At 50.7% G+C, this 21,565-nt stretch carries 16 protein-coding genes; 13 read left to right on the top strand and 3 right to left on the bottom strand.

Annotated elements, in window-relative coordinates; genetic code table 11:
• Nucleotides 1-121: 121 nt before the first annotated feature.
• Entirely contained in the window at nt 122-946 is an 825-nt protein-coding gene (locus tag ACYVUV_RS04105) for a hypothetical protein (protein ID WP_484499008.1), read from the top strand.
• Between the two features lie 70 nt (nt 947-1,016).
• Here the strand turns inward: ACYVUV_RS04105 and ACYVUV_RS04110 are convergent, their stop codons facing one another.
• Nucleotides 1,017-1,919 carry a LysR family transcriptional regulator gene (locus tag ACYVUV_RS04110; protein ID WP_439776303.1) on the bottom strand — a complete coding sequence of 301 codons (903 nt, stop codon included), beginning with the start codon at nt 1,917-1,919 and terminating at the stop codon, nt 1,017-1,019.
• A 403-nt stretch (nt 1,920-2,322) separates the two neighbouring features.
• On the opposite strand from ACYVUV_RS04110, the gene ACYVUV_RS04115 reads away from it, so the two are divergent.
• The 3 genes from ACYVUV_RS04115 to ACYVUV_RS04125 all read left to right on the top strand — a co-directional run bounded on the left by ACYVUV_RS04115 (nt 2,323) and on the right by ACYVUV_RS04125 (nt 10,152).
• Complete coding sequence (locus ACYVUV_RS04115; RefSeq protein WP_484499009.1) at nt 2,323-4,062, top strand: ABC transporter ATP-binding protein; 1,740 nt, start codon at nt 2,323-2,325, stop codon at nt 4,060-4,062.
• Nucleotides 4,059-5,828 carry an ABC transporter ATP-binding protein gene (locus tag ACYVUV_RS04120; RefSeq protein WP_484499010.1) on the top strand — a complete coding sequence of 590 codons (1,770 nt, stop codon included), beginning with the start codon at nt 4,059-4,061 and terminating at the stop codon, nt 5,826-5,828. Before ACYVUV_RS04115 ends, ACYVUV_RS04120 begins: the two co-directional genes overlap by 4 nt.
• A 253-nt stretch (nt 5,829-6,081) precedes the next feature.
• Entirely contained in the window at nt 6,082-10,152 is a 4,071-nt protein-coding gene (locus ACYVUV_RS04125; RefSeq protein WP_484499011.1) for an EAL domain-containing protein, read from the top strand.
• 34 nt (nt 10,153-10,186) lie between these two features.
• On the opposite strand, the gene ACYVUV_RS04130 is transcribed toward ACYVUV_RS04125, so the two are convergent.
• On the bottom strand, nt 10,187-11,086 hold the full coding sequence (locus ACYVUV_RS04130) for a YitT family protein (RefSeq protein WP_439775489.1): 900 nt from the start codon (nt 11,084-11,086) through the stop codon (nt 10,187-10,189).
• Nucleotides 11,087-11,160: 74 nt separating this feature from the next.
• Between ACYVUV_RS04130 and ACYVUV_RS04135 the strand changes: the two genes are divergently transcribed.
• Nucleotides 11,161-12,351 carry a CCA tRNA nucleotidyltransferase gene (locus ACYVUV_RS04135; protein ID WP_484499012.1) on the top strand — a complete coding sequence of 397 codons (1,191 nt, stop codon included), beginning with the start codon at nt 11,161-11,163 and terminating at the stop codon, nt 12,349-12,351.
• Nucleotides 12,352-12,376: 25 nt separating this feature from the next.
• Here the strand turns inward: ACYVUV_RS04135 and trhA are convergent, their stop codons facing one another.
• Nucleotides 12,377-13,039 carry a PAQR family membrane homeostasis protein TrhA gene (gene trhA, locus ACYVUV_RS04140; RefSeq protein WP_484499013.1) on the bottom strand — a complete coding sequence of 221 codons (663 nt, stop codon included), beginning with the start codon at nt 13,037-13,039 and terminating at the stop codon, nt 12,377-12,379.
• A gap of 135 nt (nt 13,040-13,174) precedes the next feature.
• Here trhA and ACYVUV_RS04145 point away from each other — a divergent pair, with 135 nt between their 5' ends.
• From ACYVUV_RS04145 to xerC, 8 genes are all read left to right on the top strand, one after another.
• On the top strand, nt 13,175-14,020 hold the full coding sequence (locus tag ACYVUV_RS04145; protein WP_439775505.1) for a DegV family protein: 846 nt from the start codon (nt 13,175-13,177) through the stop codon (nt 14,018-14,020).
• A 3-nt stretch (nt 14,021-14,023) separates the two neighbouring features.
• Nucleotides 14,024-14,254 carry a YozE family protein gene (locus ACYVUV_RS04150; protein WP_439775506.1) on the top strand — a complete coding sequence of 77 codons (231 nt, stop codon included), beginning with the start codon at nt 14,024-14,026 and terminating at the stop codon, nt 14,252-14,254.
• Nucleotides 14,255-14,328: 74 nt separating this feature from the next.
• Complete coding sequence (gene ylqF, locus ACYVUV_RS04155) at nt 14,329-15,186, top strand: ribosome biogenesis GTPase YlqF (RefSeq protein WP_439775507.1); 858 nt, start codon at nt 14,329-14,331, stop codon at nt 15,184-15,186.
• Nucleotides 15,176-15,946 carry a ribonuclease HII gene (locus tag ACYVUV_RS04160; protein WP_439775508.1) on the top strand — a complete coding sequence of 257 codons (771 nt, stop codon included), beginning with the start codon at nt 15,176-15,178 and terminating at the stop codon, nt 15,944-15,946. Before ylqF ends, ACYVUV_RS04160 begins: the two co-directional genes overlap by 11 nt.
• Nucleotides 15,947-16,041: 95 nt before the next feature.
• Nucleotides 16,042-16,881 (top strand): DNA-processing protein DprA, encoded by an 840-nt coding sequence (gene dprA / locus ACYVUV_RS04165; protein WP_439775509.1) that lies wholly within the window; start codon nt 16,042-16,044, stop codon nt 16,879-16,881.
• Between the two features lie 126 nt (nt 16,882-17,007).
• Complete coding sequence (gene topA, locus ACYVUV_RS04170) at nt 17,008-19,182, top strand: type I DNA topoisomerase (RefSeq protein ID WP_484499014.1); 2,175 nt, start codon at nt 17,008-17,010, stop codon at nt 19,180-19,182.
• 137 nt (nt 19,183-19,319) lie between these two features.
• Nucleotides 19,320-20,639, top strand: coding sequence for a methylenetetrahydrofolate--tRNA-(uracil(54)-C(5))-methyltransferase (FADH(2)-oxidizing) TrmFO (gene trmFO, locus ACYVUV_RS04175; protein ID WP_439775511.1), 1,320 nt, complete (start codon nt 19,320-19,322; stop codon nt 20,637-20,639).
• The gene (xerC, locus tag ACYVUV_RS04180; RefSeq protein WP_484499015.1) at nt 20,639-21,526 is read left to right on the top strand and encodes a tyrosine recombinase XerC; all 888 of its coding nucleotides are present in this window, start codon (nt 20,639-20,641) and stop codon (nt 21,524-21,526) included. Before trmFO ends, xerC begins: the two co-directional genes overlap by 1 nt.
• Nucleotides 21,527-21,565 lie beyond the last annotated feature (39 nt).

The following is a 21,565-nucleotide window of genomic DNA, read 5'->3' on the forward strand; positions in this document are numbered from 1 at the left end:
ATAAAAGTTGACCAAGTTTAATGAAACCGCTTGCTTCACAAGAGCCTTTTTGTTAAATTAGACCAGGAGAAAATAACAGTTTGTAAGTGATAAACCGTGTTAGGAGCACATTTAGGGAAAAATGAGAACTAAAAAGAGAATATGTGACATGAATGTGGCGATGATTGACCGGCAGAATCTGCCGGTCTTGCTGGCGGAAGGGAAAATCGCGGCCCGGGCGGAAGAAGACTACCAGATAAACCAAAATACGGCCGCGGCCTATGACTTCCAGATGGACCAGCTCTTAGGCAAGTATAAGACAATCGTTTATGATGCTGAATCCGGCTGGGTCTTGCTGAAAAAGAAAACTTGCCGCCGCCTGGTTCATGAACTGAGAAAGAAGGAACCTGCTCATGAACTGACCATCAAAAAGCAGCTCTGCCGGCAGCTTGGGATGTCCGACCAGTACGTGCAGTCCTTTGGCTCGCATGCTTATTTTTCTTTCTTCATCATGCGCCACAAGCCGCTTGACTTGGTGGGCCTGCACCAAATGAAGCGGTTTGAATGCCTGGACAATTGCGGCCTGTTTTTAACTTTAGACCGGCAATACTGCTTCAAGCTGGACATGCCCAGACAGTCAGGCCGGGGCCAGCAGATCCTGCAGGACTGCATCACCCACAATGCCGCCTTTTTGCACGTGGCAGCTGCCCGGGCAGCCAGCTGGGGATGCCAGTTAAAGCCTGTTACCCGCAAGTCACTTTTGAATGACCATGCTTATATCAGAGAAAGCCGGCTGGCAGAAATCAAGGCCATGGACCCCCGGCAGATCCTGGAAGAAGCAGAGGACCACTACTTGAACTACTGCTCTGAAGAATTTTTGAAGGAATTCCGGGCCTGGAACTGGGGCAAGCAGGACATGCGGCAATTGATCAACTACTGCAATAAGTCCTTTAACGAAATCAAATAGGATAAGGCAGAAAAGTGGTAATGAAAAATGCTCATCAAACGATGAGCATTTTTTGCATATGATTATAATTTTAGCCCAGGTTTTGTGCCTTGAGCCAGTTCATCAAGTCCAAAACGTGTTCGTTGAGGACATCCTTGCAAGTAAAGAGGGTCAAGTCTGAGCTGACCTTGACGTCAAGCGGAACCCGCTTTAGGCCGTTAGTTTCGCAATTGTCATCGTCAAGCGGGCCAGCGTATGGCTGGATGGCCAGGCCTTGCTGGGTGTAGACCATCATGGTTTGGGCCACGACGTTGTTGGCGAAGAAGATCCGGCTTTGCTTGCAGTTCTTTTCGATCCGGTCCTGCATCAAGGTAATCAGCGGTGATGAACATGAAAGGTCCAGGAAGACCAGGTCCATGCCATCCAAGTCCTTTTCTGAGAGCAGGTCCTTTTCAGCCAGTGGGTTGTCGCTTGGCACCAGGGTGCACCACTTTAATTTGCCGATCGTGTAGGAGGTGAAGTCCGGGTATTTCGGCATGGCTTCCGGGGTAGACAAAACCAGGTCCAGTTCATGGGAAGCCAACTTTTCAAACAAAACCGGGCTGCTTTCAACGAAGAACTCAATGTTGACGGTATCCCGGCTTCTGCGGAACTGGCGAATGAGGCCAGGAAGGATCTGCTGCTCGGCCAAAATCCCAATCAAGCCGACCTTCAAGGTGATTTGCCCTTCTGACATGGCGATCCGCTTAGCCTTGGAAACAGCGGTCCGGTAGTCGTTAAGCTCGCTCTTGATGCTGTTGTATAAAGACCGGCCAGCCGGGGTCAGCAGCATCTTGCGGCGGGAGCGGCTGAACAGTTGGTAGCCCAGTTGCTTCTCGATTGAGGATATAGCCAGGGAAACCGCTGGCTGGGACATGTTCATGTTTTGTGCAGTCTTGGTAAAGCTCTGCGTCTGCGCGGCGTTTACAAAGATCTCTAGGTGTTCGATTCTCACGGGTTTACTAAGCTCCTCATAATAAAAAGATTGAAATGTCAGATAGATATATGCTACGCGTATCAAACAGTTCTGATATAATAATATATCAATTCCACAAGAAATAAAAACACTTGTTATTAAAAAACTCGAAACTTTTAAAAAAAGCAATTTTTCTCTAACGATTTCTAATTTTTGCGGCTAAAAAGCGCTGCCAAGAAATAGAAATAGAGCTATTTGCGATAAAAAGTGATTTTACTTGATATTATGACTAAACTTTATTGCTAATCAAAGAAAAAATCAAGTGGAAAAGCTGGAAAAATGAGAGACTTAGAAATAATTTTAGAAAAATCCCATTGTCGATTTTAATAAGAATAAAGTATGATAGAATCTTGAAGTATCAAAGAATTTAAGGAAGTGGCATATGAAATACGTCTTTAGCTATCTCAAAGACTTTAAAAAAGAGAGTATTCTGGCTCCGCTCTTTAAGCTGCTGGAGGCTCTTTTTGACCTGTTCGTCCCCCTGGTCGTGGCCAGAATCATCGACTATGGGATTAAAGAAGGAAACCGGGCTTATGTTTTCCAGCAGACCGGTCTTTTGGTAATATTGGCAATTTTGGGCATCAGCGCCAGCATTACGGCCCAGTGGTTCGCGGCAAAGGCCAGTGTCGGCATTGCCAGCCAGCTGCGGCAGGCGACTTTTGACAAGGTCGAAAACTTCAGTTTTGCCAACCTGGACCAGCTGCCGCCCAGCACCTTGATCACCCGCTTAACTAGCGATATCAACCAGGTACAGACCGGCTTTAACATGGCCCTGCGGCTGCTTTTAAGAAGTCCCTTTATCGTTTTCGGGTCAATGATCGCGGCTTTTACGGTCAACTTTAAAGCAGCTTTGATCTTTGCCGTGGCGATCCCGCTTTTGGCCTTGGTCGTTTTTGGCATTATGCTGATCAGCATCCCCCTTTACCGGAAGGTACAAAAGCGGCTGGATGAAATTACCCGCCTAAGCAATGAAAACCTGGCCGGGGTCCGGGTTATCCGGGCCTTTAGAAAAGAAAGATCAGCCGTGGCCAAATTTGATGAAAAGGTCTCAGCCATGACCAAGCTGAACGAGTTTGTCGGCCGTCTGTCAGCTGCTATGAACCCGGTAACCTATGTCATGATCAACATCGCGGCTATCGTCTTGATTCAAGTTGGCGCTGTTCAGGTAAATACCGGCTCCATGGCGCAGGGGCAAGTAGTGGCTCTTTACAACTATCTGGCCCAGATGATCGTGGAACTGATCAAGCTGGCCAGCCTGATTATCACTATCAACCGGGCCTGGGCCTGCGGGGACCGGGTTGGCCAGGTCCTGGCCACGGAAAATGGCTTGACCTATCCAGAAGAAGGGCCTAAGGTCAAAAACAGTCAGGTCGACTTTAAGAACGTATCCTTCACATACCCGGAAGCTGCCGCGCCAGCCGTCGCCGGCTTGACTTTTACAATTAAGCCAGCTTCAACCGTCGGCATTATCGGAGGTACGGGCAGCGGGAAGAGCACCCTCTTGCAGCTGCTCACCCGTTTTTATGACTGCGGGGAAGGGGAAATTAAGCTGGGCGGTACTTCTTTAAAAGATTTGACCAAAGAGGAACTGCTGAACCAGTACGCGCTTGTGCCGCAAAAGGCCCAGCTTTTTGCCGGCAGCATCCGGGACAACTTGCTCATGGGCAATCCTAAAGCCAGTGACGATGATCTGTGGCAGGCTTTGGAATTAGCCCAGGCTAAGGAGGTCGTCTTGGCTAAGCCCGGCCAGCTGGACTTTAAACTGGAGCAGGAAGGACGCAACCTGTCCGGCGGGCAAAAACAGCGCTTAACGATCGCCCGGGCCCTGGTCAAGCAGGCTCCCTTATTGATCCTGGATGACAGCGACAGCGCCCTGGACCTGGCGACGGGAGCGCGCCTGCGGCAGGCTCTGGCCAGCTTAAAGGACGTGACCAAAATCCTGGTTTCCCAGCGGGCTTCCAGCATCATGCAGGCTGATCAGATTCTGGTCTTGGATGATGGCAACCTGGTGGCCAGCGGCAAGCATGAAGAGCTTCTGGCCAATTGCCGGGTTTACCAGGAAATCTACTATTCCCAGTTCCCTGAGGAGAAGCATAATCAGAACAAGGAGGAAACGCTGTGAAAAAGCAAGACAAAAAAATGGACAGCTGGCAGGCAATGAAGCAGCTGCTGCCAATCATCGGCCGCTACCGGCTCCTCTTGGTCATCAGCATCATATTAGCGGCAGTTTCCGTCATCCTCCAGCTTTATGTGCCGATCATTTTTGGCCGGGCCATTGACCAAATCGTTGGCCGGGGCAGAGTTGACTTTTCGGCTATTGGCCAGGACCTGGTCCAGATCTTGCTTTTGGTTCTGGTCTCAGCAGCTGCTACCTGGGTAATGGGCCTTATCAACAATAAACTGACTTACCGGACCGTCCAGGACATCCGGGAAAAGGCCATTCGGCAGCTGCAGCTTTTGCCTTTGTCATATTTAGACCAGCACCCAAGCGGGGACATCGTCTCCAGAATCATCGCGGACACTGACCAGCTCTCAGATGGTCTTCTCTTGGGCTTTTCCCAGCTTTTTACCGGGATGATCACCATTGTGGCCACCTTGGTCTTCATGTTCAGCCAGTCAGTGGAAATTACCCTCTTAGTTTTGGTCCTGACTCCTTTGAGCTTCATCGTGGCCCGCTTTATTGCCAGCCGGTCTTACCAGATGTTCAGAAAGCAGAGTCAGACCAGAGGCGAGCAGACCAGCTTGATTGAGGAAATGGTCAATGGGGTTAAGGTTGTCAAGGCTTTTGGCTATGAAAAAACTGCCTCAAGCCGCTTCGCTGAAATCAACCACCGCCTGCAAGAATACAGCCAACAGGCGACCTTTTATTCCAGTTTGACCAACCCGGCAACCCGCTTCATCAATTCCCTAATCTATGCCCTGGTTGCCTTGGTGGGCGCCTTTGCCATCATGGGCGGGCGCTTGACCGTCGGGGGCCTTAGCGTTTTGCTTAACTACTCCAACCAGTACATGAAGCCTTTTAACGACATCAGCTCAGTCATTACAGAGCTGCAAAATGCTGCAGCCTGTGCCGGTCGGGTCTTTGAACTGATCAATGAAGAGGCGGAAGTTGACCCGGTTGACTTAAATAAATCCGATGAAAATCTGGGTGAGGTCAAAACGGCTTCAGTTGTCTTTGATCACGTGAACTTCTCCTACCAAAAAGACAAGCCTTTGATCCGCGACTTCAACTTGACTGCCAAGCCGGGGATGCGGGTTGCCCTGGTCGGACCGACCGGCTGCGGGAAGACGACCACTATTAACCTCCTCATGCGTTTTTATGATGTTGATTCTGGCGGAATCTATTTAGGCGATACCAACATCAAGGATATGTCCCGCCATGCCTTAAGACGCAATTTTGGCATGGTCTTGCAGGATACCTGGCTGGAAGAGGGGACTGTCCGGGACAATCTGGCTTACGGCAAGGAAGATGCCACGGATGAGGAAATTATCGAGGCAGCTAAAGAAGCCCACAGCTGGGGCTTTATCCGCCGCCTGCCGCAAGGGCTTGATACGCCTCTTTCCGCTGACAGCCTCAGTGCCGGGCAAAAGCAGCTGCTCTGCATCACCAGAGTCATGCTGCTTGATCCGCCAATGCTGATTTTGGATGAAGCGACCAGCTCCATCGACACCCGGACGGAAATGCTGATTCAAGCAGCCTTTGACAAGTTGATGCAGGGCCGGACCAGCTTTGTTGTCGCCCACCGTTTGTCTACAATCGTTAATGCTGACTTGATCTTAGTCATGAAGGACGGGCAGATTATTGAACGCGGCAAACACGATGACCTGTTGGCCAAGGGCGGCTTTTACAGTCAGCTCTACTACAGCCAGTTTGCCAAATTGGCATAATAATGAAAAAAACCGCTCTCGGGATTGAGAGCGGTTTTTTTCTACTCTAAGTCAAGTGTTATCGTGTTTTTTCTTTTACAAAAAATTGTTAAACAATTATGATTTCCTAAAAAAGTATTGAGGAATTTAGTATAATAGCTTGTGAACATATCTTATTACGTAAATTGCTTAGATAGAAGCTGGTAAAATGATTGAGAAAGATAATCTGACAAATTTCTTGCGAAAGTCTTTTACTTATATTCGAGAGCCCTTTATGGTTTTGGAAGTCAAAGACAGACAAATGGAAATTGTCTATGCCAATAAAAAGCTGCTGGACCTGTTTGCCTGCGAAGACTTGCCTCAGTTTGCAATATTTGCCCAGGAAAAATTGCTGCCGCCTTTGAAAGAACAAGAGCCGGATCACGCGGGAGCTGTGCTTGACAGTGACAATGCGGTGATAGAGCACCTTAGCGTTGAGGATCGCGTGGGTCAAGAGCATTTGCTCAATATGGAAATCCGCAAGGCAGAAGCCGCTAGTTTTGATCTGCGTCTGTGCTACATCACTCCGATCAACATCAACCGGGACCTTTTGACTGGCTTGCTGGATTTGCGTTCTTTCCAGGAAGTTGGCCAGACCCGGACAAAAGAAATGATCAAGCAAGGCAAGCACGTTTCCCTTATTTCTTTTGACCTGGTGGGGATGAAGGACTACAACAACCAGTATGGCTTTAAACAAGGCGATGACCTGCTTCGTTTTGTCGCTGACTGCATCAAGGAGAGCTTTGGCAACCAGGCCTGCACCCGGTCGGGGGAAGACCGCTTTTATGCCTACTGCGAGGAATATGGCCTGGAAGACAGGCTGAAGGAATTGGTCGACCGGATCAGAAGCCGGCGGGAAGTCCGGGTTGGAGTGGCCAACCTGGATCTGGCCAAGAGCGATTTTGACAGTGCCTGCAACCAGGCCCGGGTGGCTTGCGAATCTTTGGAAGACCCTTATAAATCTGGAATCGTCTACTATGATGAAAAACTGGACCAAAGACACCGCCTGCAGGAATACATCTTAAACCACATTGATGAGGCCCTGGAGAAAGGCTGGGTTCAGGTTTACTTCCAGCCTGTCATCCGGACTTTGACAGACAAAGTCTGCAATTTGGAGGCTTTGAGCCGGTGGATTGACCCTAAATATGGGATGATCTCTCCAGGTGTCTTCGTGCCTGTTTTGGAAGGGGCTAACCTGTCCTACAAGCTGGACTTGTTCGTCTTGAACTACGTGGCTAAAATGCTGGCCGACCGTTTTCAAAATGGCCAGGATGTGGTTCCAGTTTCGATTAACATTTCCCGGTCTGACTTTACTGTGATTGATCCGGTGCAAGAAATTTCCCAAGTGGCAGATCATTACCAGATCAATCATCAGCTGCTCTGCATCGAAATCACTGAAACTGCCGTAATGCAAAGCCAGCACGACATTGTTGAGGCGATTGACCGCTTCCACCAGCTGAATTTTGAAGTCTGGATGGACGACTTCGGCAGTGGCTATTCCTCCTTGAATGCCTTAAAGGATTTTGACTTTAACGAAATTAAGATCGATATGGCCTTTATGCGCGATTTTAATGACCGGTCTAAAAAGATCGTCTCTAAAGCCGTGGCCATGGCCAAGTCTTTGAAAATCCATACTTTGACGGAAGGGGTGGAAACTGAAGAGCAGGTTGCTTTCTTAAAGAGCATTGGCTGCGAGCGCATCCAAGGCTTTTACTACGGAAAACCTCAACCAATCAAGGAGCTGGAAGCCAGTCTGGCCTTCAAGAAGCTTTCCTTTGAGAATTCAGAAGAAGCCAAGATGTACAGCAAGCTGGGCCTTATTGACGTGATGGTGCCCCAGCCAATCACGCTCTGCGCTTATGATGGCCAGGAGTGCCGGATCTTTTTTGAAAACCAGGCTTTTAAGGAGCTCCTGGGCAAGAATAAGATTGACCAAGACTGGTTGATGAAGATTGCAGAAATGGCAGTCGTCCAGCATCAGAAGGTTGCCAAAACCTTTATCTATGACAACCGCTATTCCCAGATATCTCTTTTGCCAGTTGTTGAAGGTCGCAATGTCTGCCTGATGGAAATGCGCATTGATGGGACGATTGGCGAGGTTGGCGACCGGGAATTTGCCTTGAATTCTTCTTTAAAGAACATTTTGCCAATTTACAACCGGATCTACTTGCTTGATTTTGCCAAAGACAGCTGGGACGTAATCGCCAGCGATTTGCCGGGGGAAAAGACGGGGATTCAGCGCAACGGCATTCAGAGCTTCCGCTATGATTATGGCTTAAGATGCGTGATGCATGATGACCTGGCCAAATGGCGCAACCTGCTGGATTATCAAAGTTTGCAGGACCGGCTGGACAATCTGGACAACAAATGGTTCACGACCAGCTTGCGTACTCAAATTAAAAACGGCGACTATGCCTGGGCCGATTATACGGTGATCAGCTACCAGAACCAGCAATACATCCTCTTGGTCAAGATCGACACCCAAATTGAAGAAAGCCAACGTGAAGGTTTGCTGAAAAACATCATGAAAAATCAGCACCAAAGCTTGGATAATGCTTTTGGCGACGTGGAAAACCAGGTCTGGAAGACGATTATCAAAGAAAGTAATCTGAAAATCTTCTGGAAGGACGCGCAAAGACGCTTTGTTGGCGTCAGCCAGGCTTTCTTGGACTTCTACGGCTTCAAGAGCCAAAGTGAGCTACTGGGCAAGACGGATGATCAAATCGGCTGGCACGTCAACAATAAGCCTTTCAGAGACGATGAGTTGGAGGTCCTGCAGACGGGCCAGCCTGCCGTAAATGCCAAAACCACGGCGATAGTCAAAGGTGCTCTTCATCAAATCGTTGCTTCGAAGTTTCCAGTTTTTGAAGACGGCAAGGTGATCGGTCTGGTCGGCTACTTTGACGACGTCAACTTGAAAAAGACCGAAAGCCACAAGCCACTGGAGAGCAGGGGCTTTGACTACCTGGCCAACTTCCTCGATGCCTCCAGCCTGGTGCCAGAACTAGCCCAGTTTGATACGGCTTGGAAGCACGATAAGCAGAGTTATACCGTCTGCTGGTTGGAAATCAGCAATTATAGCAACTTGCAGATGAAATATGGTCAACGTTTTTGCCAGCTTTTGATTGAAAAGTGTGCCAAGCTGATCAGCCAGCAGGCAAGCAAGAGTGCTATTTTGGCCCGGGTTAAGGATGCGTCTTTCATCATCATCAGCAACTTCTTGGCCAAAGAAGAAATGCAGACAGAAGTCGATCAGCTGCTCAAAGAATTAAAAGGAGTCTGGAATATCGGTGGCTTTGATTGCAAGTTGAAGCCAATTGCCGGCCTGGCCCAAGCCAGTGAAGTTGCTAATGGCCAGGAGGCAATCAACCTGGCCAACCGCCGCAGCCAAAGCCAGACGGTCAATCCAGTCGATTTCCAGGTCTTTGACGAATACTTGGACCTTCCTTTGCCAATGGTGGTCAACAAGCCACTGCTTAGCGCCCACGGCGACAAAGTAATTGATACTATCAACATCTTTACCAATGAGCGCTATTGTGAGCTAGTTGGCGTCAATAAGGGGCAGCTGTTTGGTGAACGTTATCTTGATTATGTCTCCGGTGAAGAAGAGTGGATGACAAGCAGCTTGAAGGCCTTAAAGGGCTATGCCGTAAGCGGCCAGTGCTATTGCCGGGCCCTGCGCAGCTGGGTCAGCTACTACAGCAAGGCGTCAACCGTGCCAAACTGCGTGGTGACAGTCTTTGCTGTTGATGATAGAGACAGTGCAGAAATCAAGCGGATCGTGGCAACTGATGCTGAGTTCTTTGAAGCTAACCAGCAGCTTCTGGATGACCGCAAGTACTTCAGAGCAATCCAGAATGCTTTGCAGGAAATTGGTGACGTGACTCAGGCTTCGCACGCGGTGCTTTTGGAAATCGGAACTGACAGCTTCTCAATTAACTACGAATGGACAGCTCCTTATGCCCAGCCGGTTGAAGACAGGCTCGAGAACATCAGCAACCGCTTCTTGAAGCCTTTCAGCGACTTGCTGCAAAGGAAGGATTATCTGCTGATTCCTGATGTCAAGGAATTTGCCCAGAAGCAGGCTGATTTCAGTGAACAGGAAGAATTTTTGGATAAGTACGCTATTGACCAGCTGCTGCTTGTGCCCGTGAAGAATGAGCTTGGCAAAACGATAGCTTACTTAATGCTCAGCAATGCTTATGTCAAGGGCCAGATCGAACCGGTTCGCTTGCTCAAGCATTTGGCTCCAGTATTTGCCAAAAAGCTGCGGACAGCAGCAGAGCGGATTGGAAAAGACGATTAATGTATGAAAAAAGGAGTCACATGCGTGACTCCTTTTACTTTCTGATAAATAAGCTGGATTGTTTGGTCTTGTAACTGAAGCCTTCGCCAAGAGCTTCGTTGACGTCAAAGAAAGTGATGAAGGCTTTGGGGTCTTCTTGCTTGACGATTTTCTTTAATTCCGGGATTTCCCTTGGCGACAGGACCAGGTAGATCATGTGGCGGGGATCGCTTGAATATCCGCCTTCAGCATTGATGTAGGTAAAGCCGCGTTCCAGTTTCAAGTCGATCAGTTTGGCGATGTTCTTGTAGTTTTGGGAAATGATGAAGACCCCCTTGGCCCGGGTCCCGCCTTCAGTTACCAAGGCCATGACCTTGGAGAGAATAAAGCAAGACACCATTGTGTAGCCAACGTGGAAAAAGTCCAGGTAGGACAAAGAGCAGGCCAGGGCTAAAAAGTCCAAAGCCAGAAGGCCCTTGCTGGGGGTGATAGCATATTTTTCCTGCAAAACCCGGGCGATAATATCACTGCCCCCAGTCGTGCCGTTAAAGCGGAAGACCAGGCCTAATCCCAGTCCCGACAAGCATCCGGCCGTGACCGTGGCCAGGAAGGGGTCGTGATGGAGGGGAACTTGGTCTATAATAGACTGCAGGGTCCACGCGCTCAAGAAGAAAGACAGGCAGAGGGTTCCCCAGACGGTATAAATCATGGCCCGCCTGCCCATATACTTAAAGCCTAAAAAGATCAAGGGAATGTTGATGATGAAGGTGCTGATACCAGGGTTGATGCCCCAGAAGTGGCGGATAATCAAGGTGAAACCCGATAGCCCCCCGTCAGCCAGCTTGTTGGGAATCGACACCATGTCCACGCTGAAGGCGTAGATGGCTGAGCCCAGGGCAATCATCAGGATATCGATCGTGTCACTAGTGGTCCATTTGAATTTTGGCTTGTTCATTTCGATACTCCTTTCTTTTATAATTCCCCATGCGTAATCAATTTTAGCAAAAAACAGTCAAGGTGGAGAAGAAGATGACTAATACTCGTATAACGGAAGTTTTTACCCAGGCCATGCCGGTCCTGGAAAAGTTGGAAGAAGCTGGTTTTGAAGCCTATTTCGTCGGCGGCTGCGTCCGCGACCTGCTCTTAGAGCGGCCGATTCATGACGTGGACATCGCGACCAGTGCCTATCCGGAAGAGGTCAAGGAGACTTTTGCCAAAAGCATTGACACTGGCATCCAGCACGGAACCGTGACCGTCCTTTATGGAGGCTCCAGCTACGAAATCACGACTTTTAGAACCGAATCCGGCTACCAGGACTTCCGCCGGCCGGACAAGGTCACCTTCGTGCAGAACCTGGATGAGGACCTAAAGCGGCGGGACTTTACCATCAATGCTTTGGCCATGAACCGGCAAGGGGAGATTATTGATCTTTTTGACGGTCTGGGCGACTTAAAGCGCCACGTTATCAAGGCGGTCGGAGTGGCGGAAGAACGCTTCCACGAGGATGCCTTGCGGATGATGCGGGCAGTCCGTTTCATGAGCCAGCTTTCGTTCAGCCTGGAAGAAAAGACCAGGCAGGCAATTATTGACAACCACGAGCTTTTAAGCAAGATTTCCGTGGAAAGAATCAGAGAAGAATTTGTCAAACTGGCTCTGGGCAAGGACAGCCGCCGGGCCTTCCAGGACTTTTTGGCAACAGGCTTAAGTGAAGAATGCCCGGGCCTGGCGGGGAAAAAAGACCAGCTCTCCGTCTTCACTGATCTTAAGGCGGGCCCAGACGACGAAGCAGTTTTTTGGAGTTTGATCGCCGTTTTAATCAACCTGCCGGCTGATCAGATCTCAGCTTTCATGCGGGCCTGGAAGAACTCCAACGCCATGAATCAGCGGACCAGGCAGATCGTGGCCGCTTTTGACCTCTTGTGCCAGGGAGAAGTGAGCGACTTTGACCTCTTTGAAATTGGCCTGGAGAACCTCAAAGCGGCTTTAAAGCTGGCCAGCCTTCTGGGTCAGCCTCTGCCTACCCAGGTCCTCTTGGACCGGTATAACCGCCTGCCAATCAAAACAGCCGGGGAGTTGGCCATTGATGGCCAGTGGCTAATTAAAGAAGGCGTTAAGCCTTCACCGGAATTGGGCCAGCTCTTGCGTAAGGCTCTTGAGGGAGTAGTCAGCGGCCAGGTGGAAAACAACCCAGAAGCAATCGCGGAATTTTTGGCAATCTAAAAGGCGCTGGTGACCAGCGCCTTTTTTAGACATAAAACAAGACTGAAAAGAAGATCAAGATGGAGCCCAGCAGAACGAAGAAGTGCCAGATGACGTGACTGTATGGCAATCCCCGCATGGAAAAGAAGAGGCAGCCGAAGGTATAAGCAATGCCTCCCCAGACTAAGAGCCAAAAGCCGGTTGGCCCCAGGCTGTAATAAAGCTGGCTGCCGGCCAGGATCACCATCCAGCCCATGGCGATATAAAGGATGGTGTCGCCGATCACATGCTTGCCCTGGTTAAAGATATAATAGAGGATCCCAAAGACCGTCAAGGCCCAGATAATGCCGAACATGACCCAGCCTTTTGCCCCGCCGATGGTGACCAGGGTATAAGGGGTATAAGAGCCGGCGATAGCGATAAAGATCGAGGAGTGGTCAAAGATCTGGAAGACCTTGTTTGCCTTGGTAAAGACCAGGCTGTGGTAGAGGGTTGAGAAGAGGTAAAGCAGAATCATGCAGGAGCCATAGATGGCAAATGTGGTCACTCTTAGGGCGCTGTGGGTGTGGGCGGCCCGGATTACTAAAACGACCAGGCCAGCGATTGAGAGGCCAAAGCCAATCCCGTGCACGACGGCTGAGAGCACATTGTCAATGATGTAATAAGATTTGGGCCGGTCTTCAGCCGGCTGCCAAGGATTAAAAGCCATATAAAGTCCCTTTCAGTTTTGATCAATTAATTATAATTTTTAGCCGAAAATTTGCTATACTAAACTCTGTATTAAGTCTAATTCTATCACAACAGAGAAGCTGATAGGATAATTTGGAAATTGAGGTCAGTTAAATTGTCTAAGATCAAGATCATGACGGATTCCTCAGTACAGCTGAGTCCGGAAGAAATTGAAAAATACGGTATTACGGTAGTGCCCCTGTCGGTGACGATCGACGGACATACCTACACGGATGGCGTTGACATTACCCGGGCCAACTTTATCCAAAAAATGGATGAGGCGGAAAAACTGCCCAAGACCAGTCAGCCCCCGGTCGGTTTGTTCGTGGAAAGAATGGAAGAATTGACGGCTGACGGCAGTGAGGTTTTGGGAATTTTCATGGCCAAGACCCTGTCCGGGACGGTTGACTCCGCCCGCCAGGCAGCGGAAATGGTGGCTGGCAAGATCACGGTCATCGACTGCGGCTACACTGACCGCTCGCAAGGCTACTACTGCATTGAGGCGGCCAAGGACGCGGAAGCGGGCAAGGAAATGGATGAGATCCTGGCCCACCTGGACCAGATCGGCAAGAACATGTACCTGGAAATGATGGTGCCCAACCTGCAGAACATTCTGGCTGGCGGCCGCTTAGGCAAGTGGGCCGGCCGGGTGGTTTCAGCCTTGAACTTCCATGTCGGCCTGACCATGAAGGAAGGCAGCTTGAACGTTCCTTACCGGGGCCGGGGCAAGAAGTTCATCAAGAAATTCGACGACATGCTGGTCGATCAATTAAAAGAACTGGGCGACAAAGTCAAGTACGTCGGCATCTCTTACGTCGACACCAGAGACAAGATGGAAGAACTTGCCCAGCGCTTCAAGGAAGTTAACCCGGGCCTTGAAATCCTGGTCCAGGAAACCAGCCCGATCATCATCACCCACGCTGGCCATGAGGCCTACGCGGTCATGTTTTACACGGAGTAATATATGGCATACCGACAAAGTTTTTACCAGTTTCTGATGACTCTGCGCGATCCGGATTCAAATAGCGACCTGGCTCAGTTTGCCAATAATGCCCAGTTTGACTCGACCTTCCCCAGACAGGAACAGGACCGGACCAAATTGTCAGAATACTTGGAAGAAAATGCCGCCTACCTGCCCAGCATGACGATTTTTGACGATGCTTACCAGGCTTACGAAGAGAAAATGCAGTATTAGTAGTATTTTTAGGATTCAATGAAAAGCACGAAAGGGAGCCCAGGCTTCCTTTTCTGCTGTTATTGGGAGGAAAAATGACTAAAATTCAATGGTATCCAGGCCACATGAACAAGGCCAGGAATCAACTGGAAGAAAAATTAAACTTGATTGACGTTGTTGTCGAAGTTTTGGACGCGCGGATTCCCAGCGCTTCCAGAAACCCGATGATCAGTGACCTGGTTGGCGACAAGCCCCACTTGATTATTTTGAACAAGGCCGACCTGGCTGACCCGGTGATGACCAAGCTCTGGCAAAAGAAATTGCAGGGGCCGCGCACCTTGGTCATGGCCATGGACGCCCAGCACAACACCAACATGCAGGCTCTGATTACTCTGATCAAGAAGGCAGCCAGTGAAAAGGTTAAGAAGCTGGAAGAGAGAGGGGCCTCCAACCCGATCATCCGCATCTGCTTAGTTGGCGTGCCAAACTGCGGCAAGTCCACCATCATCAACCGACTAGTGGGCCGCAACGTCGCTATCACCGGGGACCGGCCAGGGGTAACCAAGGGCCAGGCCTGGCTGAAGACCCCTTACGGCATTCAGATTCTGGACACGCCAGGGATTCTCTGGCCGAAATTTGAAGACCAGGACGTGGGCTATAAGCTGGCTGCTTTTGGGGCGATCAAGGACACGATTTTCCACGCTGACGACGTGGCTCTTTTCGTCATCAAGCAACTGCGCCAGTACTACCCGGCCTACCTGGCCAAGTTTGCCAACTGCACTAAGGACAAGCTGGAAAATATTGGGGATACCGACCTGCTTTTGGCCATGACCCAAAACAACGGGATGCGGGATGACTATGACCGCTTCTCTCTCTTTATGCTGCAGCGGTTAAGAAAGGGCAAGCTGGGCCGGATCAGCCTGGACCGGCCAAGTGCGAATAATGAAAATTAATGAAATTAAAGACCTGCTGCAAGCAGATTCAGTCGCGCCTGCCATCTTGGCGGAGTTAGCCAAAGATGACCGCAAAGGAGTCCAGAAGCTGCTGGAGAGCTACCAGCGCCGGCAGGAAAAGCTGGCTAAGCAGAAAGAGGCCTTTTTGGCCCGCTTTTCCTATGAAAAAGACTTTTGGGCAAATGGGCAGCTGGTGGCCGGGGTCGATGAAGTCGGCCGTGGCCCCTTGGCTGGTCCGGTAGTGGCTGCAGCCGTGGTCTTGCCGGAAGATTTTTCCTTATTGGAAGTCAATGACTCAAAGAAGCTGAGCCCGCAAAAGCGCCTGGCCCTTTATCCCAAGATCCTGGAGCAGGCGATTGCCGTGGGCGTCGGGGTCATGGACAACAAGGTGATCGACCAGATCAATATTTACGAGGCTGACCGCCAGGCCATGAAGCAGGCCGTGGAAGCTTTGAGCACAAGGCCAGATGCTCTTTTGGTCGACGCCATGAATGTCCCGGTGGACTTGCCGCAAGTAGAATTGATCAAGGGGGATGCCAAGTCCAACTCAATTGCCGCGGCGTCAATCGTGGCCAAGGTCTTCAGAGACTCCTTGATGGACGATTACGCTCGTCTTTATCCAGACTATGCCTTTGACCATAATGCCGGCTATGGAACCAAGGATCACCTGGAAGCATTAAGAAAATACGGTCCAACCCCGATTCACCGCCTGACCTTCAGTCCGGTGAGTGAGATGGTGGGACTTAAAAAGGCTGACTAAGTCAGTCTTTTTCTTTTGGGCAAAAAAGCCGAAAATTTTGCAGAGATAAAGGAAAAAATGGCCTTTTTGGCGTAATAGTAAGTGGAGGGAAAAAGATGAACAAAACCGAATTCTTACTGCGCCTAAAGCTGCAAAAGGGCCTCAGCTATCTGAAGATATTGCAGGTCATGCAGCAGATGCCCCCGGATGAGGACGTGGACCATGAATGGCTGAACTGCCTGGAACTACCAGATGAAATCCTCTACCGGGTGGAGGGGGCCTTTTTAAGCGATCGCTACGAAAGTGCCATTGAAAACTTACAAAAGAATTTCAAAATAATCAGTTTCTTTGACGATGCTTATCCGGTACGTCTAAGAGAAATTTATCGGCCGCCGATTCTGCTTTTTGCTAAAGGGGACTTGTCTTTGCTGGAAAAAGAGGTGACGGTGATCGTGGGTTCAAGAACGCCCAGCCCGTATTCCGGCAGGGTGATTGAGAACCTCATGCCTGTTTTGCTGAAGAAAAAGCAGGTGATTGCCAGTGGCCTGGCTAAAGGCGTTGATGCCATAGCCCACCAGAATGCCTTGAATTTTGGCGGCAAGACCATCGCGGTCGTGGCTAACGGACTAAATTATTTTTACCCCCGGGAAAATACTATCCTGCAGCAGCAAATCGCTTCCCGGGGCCTCCTGCTTAGCGAATACCTGCCCGACACGCCGCCAAGGCCCTTCCGCTTTCCAGAGCGCAACCGGATTTTGGCCGGGATTTGCAAGAACGTGATCGTGACCGAAGCCAAAGCCCATTCAGGATCTTTAATTACGGCAAATCTGGCCCTGCAGGAAAACAGAAATGTCTTTGCTGTTCCAGGCGCCATCACCAGCCCCTTGTCGGCGGGCACCAATCAGCTGATTTCAGCCGGGGCGACCCCGGTCATCGACAAGGAAATCGACCTGTGAAAGATTAAATTCAAGTAAAAATTGCCTGTCTGCTCCCTTAAGTTAATTTTCTTTTGGTTGACAATTCCGGAAATTATTTCTATATTGAAGAAGATTTAATTTCAATTTTAGTGAAAGGGGCATTTGATGCCTGCTACAGCAAAAGAAGACAAGAGCAAGAGCAGTAAAAAGACCACGGCTGCCAAGAAGAGCAGCCCGAAGCGGAAAAAGAGCAAGGTGAAAAAAGACCTGGTCATCGTGGAATCTCCAGCCAAGGCCCACACTATTGAGAAGTACCTGGGCCGGAAGTATCACGTGATCGCCTCTAAAGGACACATCCGGGACTTGCCAAAGTCCCAGATGGGGGTCGACATTGACCATGACTACCAGCCAAAATACATCTCCATCCGGGGCAAGGGTGACACCATCAAGGAACTGAAGTCTGAAGCCAAGAAGGCCAATAAAGTCTACCTGGCTTCCGACCCTGACCGGGAAGGGGAAGCTATTGCCTGGCACGTGGCCCATGTTTTAGGTTTGGACGAAAAAGAAGCCAACCGGGTAACCTTCAACGAAGTTACCAAGGACGCGGTCAAGGATGCCTTTAACCACGCCCGGACCATCGACATGGACACGGTTAACGCCCAGCAAGCCCGCCGGGTCCTGGACCGTTTAGTCGGCTACTCTTTATCGCCGATTCTCTGGTCCAAGGTCAAGAAGGGCCTGTCAGCCGGACGCGTTCAGTCAGTTGCCTTGAAGCTAGTCATCGACCGGGAAAAGGAGATCAAGGCCTTTAAGCCAGTTGAATACTGGACGATTGAGGCCGAATTCGCCAAGGGCAAGGACAAATTCCAAGCGTCCTTTTACGGCGAAGACGGCAAGAAGACGGAATTGCCTAATAACGAGGCCGTCCAGAAGCTGCTGGCCAAGTTTGACAAGAAGCAGCCATTTACGGTCAGCAAGGTAGTCAAAAGAGAAGTCCGCCGGCAGCCAGCCGCGCCTTTTACGACTTCCACCATGCAGCAGGAAGCCAACCGGCGCTTGAATTTCCGGACCTCAAAGACCATGAACATTGCCCAGCACCTGTATGAAGGGATCTCCCTGGGCAAGGAAGGCACGGTCGGTTTGATCACCTACATGAGAACTGACTCCAAGCGGATCTCACCGGTTGCCCGCCAGGAAGCAGCCAAGTTTATCGACGAGGAATACGGCAGCGACTTCGCGGTTAAGAAAGAGCGCCATTTCAAGAACCAAGGTGACGCCCAAGACGCCCACGAAGCCGTCCGGCCGACCAGAGTCTACCGGACGCCGAAGTCCCTGGAAAAGGTTTTGACCAAGGATGAACTCCGCCTCTATACCCTGATTTGGAGCCGCTTTGTGGCCAGTGAAATGACTCCAGCCGTCTTTGACACTGTCCGCTACGACTTGACCCAAAACGGGGTGACCTTCAGAGCCAGCGGGTCAGTCATGAAGTTCGCCGGCTACACTAAGGTCTACGACAACAGAAGCGAAAAGAACGTGGCCTTGCCGGCACTTGAAGAAGGTGACGAGGTCAAGCTGACCAAGTCAGACAACAAGCAGCACTTTACCCAGCCACCGGCCCGCTATACTGAAGCCAGCCTGGTCCGGGCTCTGGAAGAAAACGGGGTTGGGCGGCCGTCAACTTACGCGCCGACCATCCAGAACATCCAGTCCCGGAACTATGTCAAGCTGGAAGGGCGGGCGATCGTGCCAACTGAACTGGGCGAGATCGTTGACGGCCTGGTTGAACAGTTCTTCCCGGACATCACCAGTGTTGACTACACGGCCAAGCTGGAAGATGAACTCGACGAAGTCGAAGAAGGCAAGAAGGACTGGGTCAGCGTGGTTGACCAGTACTACAAGCCATTCTCCAAGGAACTGGAGAAGGCGGACAGCGAGATCCAGAAGATCCAGATCAAGGACCAGCCAGCTGGCTTTGACTGCGAGATCTGCGGGGCGCCGATGCTGGTCAAGATGGGCCGCTATGGCAAGTTCTACGGTTGCTCCCGCTTCCCGGACTGCCGCCACACCCAGACCATCGTCAAGAAGGTCGGCGTTACCTGCCCGAAGTGCGGGAAAGGGGAAGTATTGGAGAAGAAGTCCAAGCGGGGCCGGAAATTCTATGGCTGCTCCCGCTATCCAGACTGCGACTTTGTCTCCTGGGACAAGCCGATCAGCCGGGTTTGCCCGAACGACGGCCACTTCCTGGTTGAAAAGAAGCGCAAGGACGGCATTGTCGTTCTCTGCCCGAACGGCGACTACAAGGAAGAACCTAGAGAAGAACAAGGCGAAGAAGCCGAATAAGCAGAACAAGCCAATAGATAAGCAGAAATGTCACCAATTCCTTGGTGGCATTTTTATATAGAGCGTGCGAATAGGCAGGGAAGAGCTTTTTCGGTAAAATAGCAAGTAGATAATTTTTAAGCGAAGGATTGAAACAAATGACAGAAAAAGTTACGGTAATCGGCGCCGGTCTGGCCGGCAGCGAAGCAGCTTGGCAGCTGGCTAAAAGAGGGATTAAGGTCGACTTGTATGAAATGCGGCCAAAGAAAATGACCCCGGCCCATGAAAGCGGCAATTTCGCGGAATTGGTTTGCACCAACTCCATGCGGTCCAACCAGCTCTCAAACGCTGTTGGCCTTTTGAAAGAAGAAATGCGGCAGATGGACTCCCTGATCATGCAAGCCGCTGATGCCTGCCAGGTTCCAGCTGGCGGGGCCCTGGCAGTTGACCGGGAGCTTTTCTCCAAATACGTGACTGACAAACTGACCAGCCTGCCGGAAGTGACTATTCATGATGAAGAAATCACCGACCTGCCAACTGAAGGCATCACTATTATCGCGACTGGACCATTGACCAGCGATGCTTTGGCTGAAAAGATCCAGGACTTTGAAGGCACAGACAGCCTCCACTTCTTTGACGCGGCAGCCCCAATCATCGCGGCTGACTCCATCGACATGGACATCGTCTACAAGAAGAGCCGGTATGACCGGGGCGAAGCCGCCTACCTCAACTGTCCGATGACCAAGGAAGAATACGACCGCTTTGCTAACGCCCTGGTTCACGCGGAAACGGCAGAAATGCACGGCTTTGAGAACAGTGAAGTCTTTGAAGGCTGCATGCCAATTGAAGTCATGGCTGCCCGGGGGGCCAAGACCATGCTCTTTGGTCCTTTAAAGCCTGTTGGTCTGGAGAACCCGAAGGACGGCAAGACCCCTTACGCGGTCGTCCAGCTCCGCCAAGACAATGCCGCTGCCTCCATGTACAACATCGTGGGCTTCCAGACCCACCTCAAGTATGGGGAACAAAAGCGGGTCTTCCAAATGATTCCGGGCTTGGAAAATGCCCGCTTCGTTCGTTATGGCAAGATGCACCGGAATACTTACATGGCCAGCCCGGAAGTGTTGAAGGCCAGCTACGAAGCTAAAAAGCAGCCGGGCCTCTTCTTTGCTGGCCAGATGACCGGGGTGGAAGGCTACGTGGAAAGTGCCGGCAGCGGCCTGGTGGCCGGAATCAACGCGGCCAGAGAAGCATTGGGCAAGGACACGGTTGAATTCCCGGTAACGACGGCTCTTGGCTCAATGGCCCACTACATTACGACCACTGATGCCAAGCACTTCCAGCCGATGAACGCCAGCTTTGCCTTGATCCCGGGTCTGGAAGGCAAGAAGATCAGAAACAAGCGCGAGCGCCACGAAAAGATCAGCGAGCGGGGCCTGGCAGACCTGGCCGCCTTTAAGGCAGAGAAGCTGGCTGACTAATGACCCTTGAAGAGCAGTTTCTTTCTTACTTGAAAAATGAGCGCTCTTACAGCCCTAAAACCATTCTGGCCTACCAAAAGGACCTGGCAGCGGCTGAAAAATTCTGGCAGGAAAATGGGGGCTTTCCCGGCTGGGATAAAATTTCCCGCCGGGACCTGGAAATTTACCTGCAGGCGCTTGGGCAAAAGCTGGCTTCCAGCACCTTGTCCCGGAAATTGTCCAGTCTTAAATCTTTTTACCGCTTTTTGACCAAGCGGGGCCTGGTTAAGGCTGACCCGACCGTGGTTATTCAGCTTAGGCGGGGGGAGAAAAAGCTGCCTGAATTTTTCTACCAGGATGAAGTTGGCCAAGTCATCAAGACGTTAAATGATGGCAAACCGTTAACAGTCCGCAACCGGGCAATCCTGGCTCTTTTTTACGCGACCGGGATGCGGCTGAGCGAGCTGACGGATTTGAAAATCAGCCAGCTTGACCTGGAAAACGGCATGATTTTAGTGCACGGCAAGGGCAACAAGGACCGTTATGTCTTTTTTGACCAGGAGAGCAAAAAGTACCTGGAAGATTATCTGCGAGCTGCCCGGCCAAGTTTATTGAAAAATGAGGCAGATACTGGGGCAGTTTTTTTAAATAGCCGCGGCAAGCCAATCTCAAGCCGGGGGGTAGCCAAAGTCGTCCAGCAAATCTTCCAAAAAGCCGGCCTAACGGCCGGCGCCCATCCCCATGAACTTCGCCATAGCTTCGCGACCGCCATGCTCAACAACGGGGCGGATTTAAGGAGCGTGCAGGAGCTTTTGGGCCATAAGGACTTGTCAACGACTCAGATTTACACCCACGTCAGCATGCAGCAGCTGACGGCAGAATATCGCCAGCATTTTCCCCGAAAATGAGGAAAAGTGTTATTATGAAAATAGCTGGAAAGCGTCAAT

This window comes from Lactobacillus sp. WILCCON 0149 (genome assembly GCF_057197965.1).